The organism is Kamptonema animale CS-326, assembly GCF_028330895.1.
Taxonomy (GTDB): Bacteria; Cyanobacteriota; Cyanobacteriia; order Cyanobacteriales; family Microcoleaceae; genus Kamptonema; species Kamptonema formosum.
The window spans coordinates 1-5,384 of sequence record NZ_JAQMUA010000345.1 but is presented as its reverse complement, the minus strand read 5'-3'; the positions used below and the strand labels follow the sequence as shown (position 1 = coordinate 5,384).

4 protein-coding genes and 1 pseudogene are annotated in these 5,384 nt (G+C 44.3%); 3 read left to right on the top strand and 2 right to left on the bottom strand.

The annotated features are described in order from the left end of the window. Window positions 1-160, top strand: a pseudogene (locus tag PN499_RS20090) (photosystem II q(b) protein); the annotation flags it as partial. 494 nt (window positions 161-654) lie between these two features. On the opposite strand, the gene PN499_RS20085 reads toward PN499_RS20090, so the two are convergent. Both PN499_RS20085 and PN499_RS20080 read right to left on the bottom strand, forming a co-directional pair. Next, entirely contained in the window at window positions 655-2,094 is a 1,440-nt protein-coding gene (locus PN499_RS20085; RefSeq protein WP_272033969.1) for an MlaD family protein, read from the bottom strand. Window positions 2,095-2,143: 49 nt separating this feature from the next. After that, window positions 2,144-2,929, bottom strand: coding sequence for an ABC transporter ATP-binding protein (locus PN499_RS20080; RefSeq protein ID WP_272033967.1), 786 nt, complete (start codon window positions 2,927-2,929; stop codon window positions 2,144-2,146). A gap of 378 nt (window positions 2,930-3,307) precedes the next feature. On the opposite strand from PN499_RS20080, the gene PN499_RS20075 reads away from it, so the two are divergent. Continuing rightward, a complete protein-coding gene (locus tag PN499_RS20075) occupies window positions 3,308-4,708 on the top strand; it encodes a gluconeogenesis factor YvcK family protein (protein WP_272033965.1) in 1,401 nt (466 codons plus the stop codon). Between the two features lie 78 nt (window positions 4,709-4,786). Then, the gene (gene tsaE, locus PN499_RS20070; protein ID WP_272033963.1) at window positions 4,787-5,236 is read left to right on the top strand and encodes a tRNA (adenosine(37)-N6)-threonylcarbamoyltransferase complex ATPase subunit type 1 TsaE; all 450 of its coding nucleotides are present in this window, start codon (window positions 4,787-4,789) and stop codon (window positions 5,234-5,236) included. Window positions 5,237-5,384 lie beyond the last annotated feature (148 nt).

Genomic DNA, 5,384 nt, shown 5'->3' with positions numbered 1-5,384 from the left:
CTCACAAGGTCGTGTTGTCAATACTTGGGCTGATGTGATTAACCGCGCTAATTTGGGTATGGAAGTAATGCACGAGCGTAATGCTCACAACTTCCCTCTAGATTTGGCTGCTGGTGAATCTACTCCAGTTGCTTTGGTTGCTCCTGCTATCAATGGCTAAGTTTTAGTTGTTGGTAACAAGAAACGCTCTCATTCGTGAGGGCGTTTTTTGTTGGGGAATTTTTTTAGGAATAATATTTTTTTATTTTTGATTTTATTCTCAAATTCTCCTTAGTAAATTTTGATTTGTAAATCTTCTCATACCAAAGCCGGCTTTACTACCCCCTTTATTGTCATTGTTCGCTGTGCTCCGCAATCGCAGAGACTAGGCGATTGCTTCACAACGTCAAGCGCTACGCGCAGGCTACGCCAACGCAATGACGGATTATTGCTGATAAAGGGGATGACTAACCCGGATTTGGTATCAGTACCCAAAATCTTCACAATTTAGGACTTACGCACCCAACCAAAGAAACCGGTTTTTTTTACGAAAATACTTCGTTTTCACCCTCAGATTCTCTCAAAAACCCGGTTTCTAGAACTCCATAGTAAGTCCTAAATTGTAGAGTGGAGTTGTAGATAACATTAGAGTACCGTATTACCTAGATTCCCCCCTTAAGGAGAGACCAAATTAGACTTAATTTCAGAAGCTGGAGATTCTCTTACCTTTGCTGTTTGAGAGGGAATAATTATAGATTTAGGCTTCTTACTAAACTGCGGAAACTCTGAAACCACAGGGGAATTTGCAACTGCGGGGCTAGTCGTTACCGCCTGCGAAAAAGGAACCAAAACTTTAGCCACTTCAGCTTGCTGCTGCAACTGCTCAGTTGAACCCAACAACCCCCCCAATCCCTTAATTAGCCTGCGAATATTATCGCGAAAAGCCGGATCGCCAGTCAACTCATTCAAATCAGATGTAATCTTTTGCATATTTTGAAAAGTAACACGAGCTGAATCCAGAGTTTGTTGTAACACCAGCAAATTTGTAGGATTATTCACAGTAGTTGATAAATCCCGCAAATTCACCGAAGCTTGAGCAGCATTCGCAGATAAAACTTCCAAGTTATTGATTAATTGCCCTTGCTCAACTCTGTTAACAATAGGACTTAAACTGCTCACAGCTACCCGCAGTTCCTGGCTCGTTTGATTAATATTATTCAAGGTGGTTACAAGCATAGCACGATTAGTTGTCAGCAGAGCATTAGCCTGACTAGCGGTTATATTAATCTGATTTGCTGCTTGCTTGACAGAATTTGCCGACTCGATAGCAGCTCCTGTCACTGCCCTGATCGAAGCATCCCCCGTTGCTGAAACCTTTCCGATTTCAGTAGCAATCCCTCCTAAATTCCCCTCTACAGACTGATTTAAATTACCAAATTCTTCCTGTGCTAACTGATTTAAGCCGCCGATTTCTGTTTTAATCAATTGACTCAAACTGCTCAATTCAACTTTAGCTGACTGAGTTAAACTAGACAAATTACGAGTTAGTTGAACTGCATCCTGAGCAGCCACCGCCGTATTTTTTGAAATCGATTTAATATTAGCAAATAACTCCGGGTCATTGTAGAGATTAGTAAAGTTCAATGCTGAGCGAATCAGTTCTTCTAAACTCGCACCTGCATTACCTTTGAGGCGCGAATTATTGCAGATAATCGTATTTGGGCAGTTGCTACTCAGAGGATTAGCCGCGATCGCGGCATCTGGCAAAAGCGACAAAGGTGTAATATCAACCGCAGCTTCCCCTATCAAACCAGACTTATTGGCCTCAATTAGCACATCCCGCGAAATTACTAAATCCGCTGGAGCAATTTCTAGCACCACCTCGACCCCATTTGGGCCCGGTTTCAGCGCACTAATTTTACCCACACTGACTCCTCTGTACCGTACTGGTGTCCCTACCTGCATTCCCTGAACATTAGGGAATTCAACCAATATGTTATAGCTGCGGTTTCCCAACTGTAATCCTCGCAGCCAGAGGACTAGACCCCCAAACAAACCCAGTCCTAACAGAATCAAAAAACCAACCGAGCCTTCTCTAACCGTTCGCGATCGCATTTTAACCACCCTTGTTAACAGTTAACCATTAACAGTTAACAGTTAACCATTAACCGTTAACAGCTTGAATTGGGCCCGCCACACTCCCACTAAAAAATTGCCGCATCAGCAAGTTATCAGTCTTATTAATATCGCTCACACTTCCCTCCCATTGCACCTTACCTTGATAGAGAAACACAATGCGGTCAGCAGTGCGACGGATAGTGCTATCTTGGTGAGTCACCATCACATAAGTGCTGCACCCTCCCTGAGCCGCCTGTAAGTCGCGGATTAAATCCTCAATCATCGTGGAAGCGATCGGGTCTAAACCCGCCGTCGGCTCATCGTACAGCAAAACTTCTGGCGTGTCTCTAGAATTATCAGGATTAGCCATAATCGCACGGGCAAAACTCACCCGTTTTCGCATCCCGCCCGATAGCTGAGCCGGGTAGCGATCGCCAATTCCCGGCAAACCAACCATCTCCAGCTTTTCATCCACCAATGCTCGAATCCTGTGGCGCGGTAGTTTCGAGTGTTGGTAAAGCAGAAAACCAACATTTTCCTCTACACTCAGCGAATCAAATAAAGCCGCCTGCTGAAACACCATCCCAATACCAATCGGATCGGCGACATCATCTACCCATCCCTTCCGCCGTTGTCCTTGGACGTAAACTTCACCGGCATCCGGTGCTAGCAAACCTGCAATAATGCGTAGGATTGTTGACTTTCCGGTACCCGAAGGGCCGATCGCAGCCAAAGCTTCTCCTCGATAAATTGTTAGATCCACTCCATCTAAAACCACATTCTTGCCAAAGGACTTACTAATTCCCTTCAGTTCGATCAAAGGCTCAGCCATAGGAGGTTAAGAAATTATCCTGTTCCCAGTCACCAGACTTTATCTAGTCATTAATCCTCAGTCTATAGCGCGATCGCCGATTTAGCGATTAGTGACTGGAAAGTTTTGCTTTTTTATAGATTGTATCTTTCCTAGCAAGGCTTTACGATTTTGAGACCCTCCCCTCCGATCAATTAAAAATTAAAAATTAAAAATTAAAAATTAAATCTCACAATTTTTAATTTCGCATTTTTTTTTATTTTGCATTTTTAATTTTTAATTAATGAAGTTACTCCCCCACCTCCCCTATCTCCTCCTTTAACCTGCCAGAATCCAAACAGTCCTGTATGGTAAATTTGTCAGCTCAAGCTGTTCTCATACCTCTGAGACTAATTCACCATGTCAATTAGTTCGCTTCCTAAAGCTCTCCGCGCCCTTGTTAAAGCAAAACAGACCTTTGCTCTGCATCCTGACCGTTCCAGCCGCTCATACCGTGTTGGTCGCGTGTACCAGTGGTTTAAGTGGTTGGCCCCTGGATTGCTCGTGAAACGCTGGCTGCTTTTAAGTGCGGGTGGCGTAATCCTCACCAGTCTGGGCCTAGCGATTTGGACTGGAATGACTCCAATTTTTTACACCCTTCAGTTCCTTAAACACTTTTTGGGATGGATTACGGCCGTCGTACCCAATTATATCTCTGGCCCACTGATGCTCATCGGTGGCATTCTTTTCATCCTCTGGGGCCAAAACCGTAGCTTGAATTCGATTACAAGCGTGCTGATGCCCGAAGGCGACGAGGAATTGGTCGATCGCCTGCTCAATCACCGCCGCTTGCACCGAGGGCCGAAGATTGTGGCGATCGGTGGTGGTACGGGTCTTTCTACTTTGTTGAGAGGACTTAAAGATTACAGCGCTAATATTACAGCGATCGTCACCGTAGCAGATGACGGCGGTTCTTCTGGGCGCTTGCGGCGCGAAATTGGGGTTTTGCCACCGGGAGATATTCGCAACTGTTTGGCAGCTTTGGCAGATGAAGAAAAGTTATTAACTGAATTGTTTCAATATCGGTTTCGGGCCGGTGACGGTTTAGTTGGTCACAGTTTTGGGAATTTATTTTTAACGGCGATGAGCGATATTGCTGGAGATTTGGAACAGGCGATCGCAGCTAGTTCTAAAGTCTTAGCCGTTAGAGGACAGGTACTCCCTGCTACTCTCACCGACGTTCATCTGTGGGCGGAATTAGCCGACGGCCGCAGAATTGATGGCGAATCCAGCATTACAGAAGCTAATGGTAAAATTCTTAAAATTGGCTGCACTCCGGCTAATCCTCCAGCATTGCCGAGAGCTTTACAAGCAATTAAAGAAGCTGATTATATTATTATTGGCCCTGGTAGTCTCTACACGAGTGTAATTCCGAATCTTTTAGTATCTGAAATCGCAGAGGCGATCGCATCTCGCCAAGTTCCCCGCATTTATGTCTGCAACATTATGACTCAACCCGGCGAAACTCAAGGATATACTGTCGCCGACCACATCCGCGCTATTGATAACGCCTGCGGTCAACAGCTATTTGATGCAGTAGTAGTACAACGCAAAGTTCCTTCTGCAAAAGCCATAATTCGCTACTCTCTAGAGGGCTGCAATCCAGTTATTTTAGACCGCGAGGAAATCACGAGATTAGGACGGAGGATAGTTTTCACTAATGTTATGGATGAAGATGAGAAAACTGGTTTAGTGCGGCACAATTCTCAGCGGTTAGCAAGAGTCCTGTTACGATGGTACAGCAAGGCTCAAAATAATTAAGGGGACTTGGAATGTAGCTTTAAGTTAGAAACATAGACAATTCCTTTGTACTCCATAACTATTATCGGGGGCTTGAATATGAAAATCTCTCTGCCAAATGCTGAGGCGACGCGCTGTTTAGGAATGGCTTTGGGGAGATCGCTCCCCCCAGGTAGCGTAATTTTATTAGAAGGAGATTTAGGTGCCGGCAAAACTAGCCTAGTTCAAGGAATCGGTGCAGGATTAGGAATTAAAGACTCGATTGATAGTCCCACTTTTACCCTAATTAATGAGTATTTAGATGGTCGCGTTCCTCTTTATCACTTAGATTTGTATCGATTGGAAATTAGGGAAGTGGAGACATTAAATTTAGAAGCTTACTGGGAAGGGATAGAAATGCCTCTGGGAATTGTGGCCATTGAATGGGCAGAAAGGTTACAATATAAACCTGATAATTATTGGCAGGTTTGTTTGACTTATCAGGATCGGGGGCGGCAAGTTGAGATAGTTGGGATTGGAGAATTAGCGGATTTTAAATTGGAGATTTGATATTTTGTATTTGGTTTCAAGTTTACGATTAAATAAACACTCCCATGACTGATATCTCCAAAACGAGAAGTCATACTAAATCCGGGTTTACTACCCCCTTTATTGTCATTGCGAGCGAAGCGAAGCAATCGCAGAGACTAGGCGATTG

What these genes read in the sequence shown, in the direction of transcription:
- PN499_RS20085 (WP_272033969.1), bottom strand. Translation starts at nt 2,094, where the DNA reads ATGCGATCGCGAACGGTTAGAGAAGGCTCGGTTGGTTTTTTGATTCTG.
- PN499_RS20080 (WP_272033967.1), bottom strand. Translation starts at nt 2,929, where the DNA reads ATGGCTGAGCCTTTGATCGAACTGAAGGGAATTAGTAAGTCCTTTGGC.
- PN499_RS20075 (WP_272033965.1), top strand. Translation starts at nt 3,308, where the DNA reads ATGTCAATTAGTTCGCTTCCTAAAGCTCTCCGCGCCCTTGTTAAAGCA.
- tsaE (WP_272033963.1), top strand. Translation starts at nt 4,787, where the DNA reads ATGAAAATCTCTCTGCCAAATGCTGAGGCGACGCGCTGTTTAGGAATG.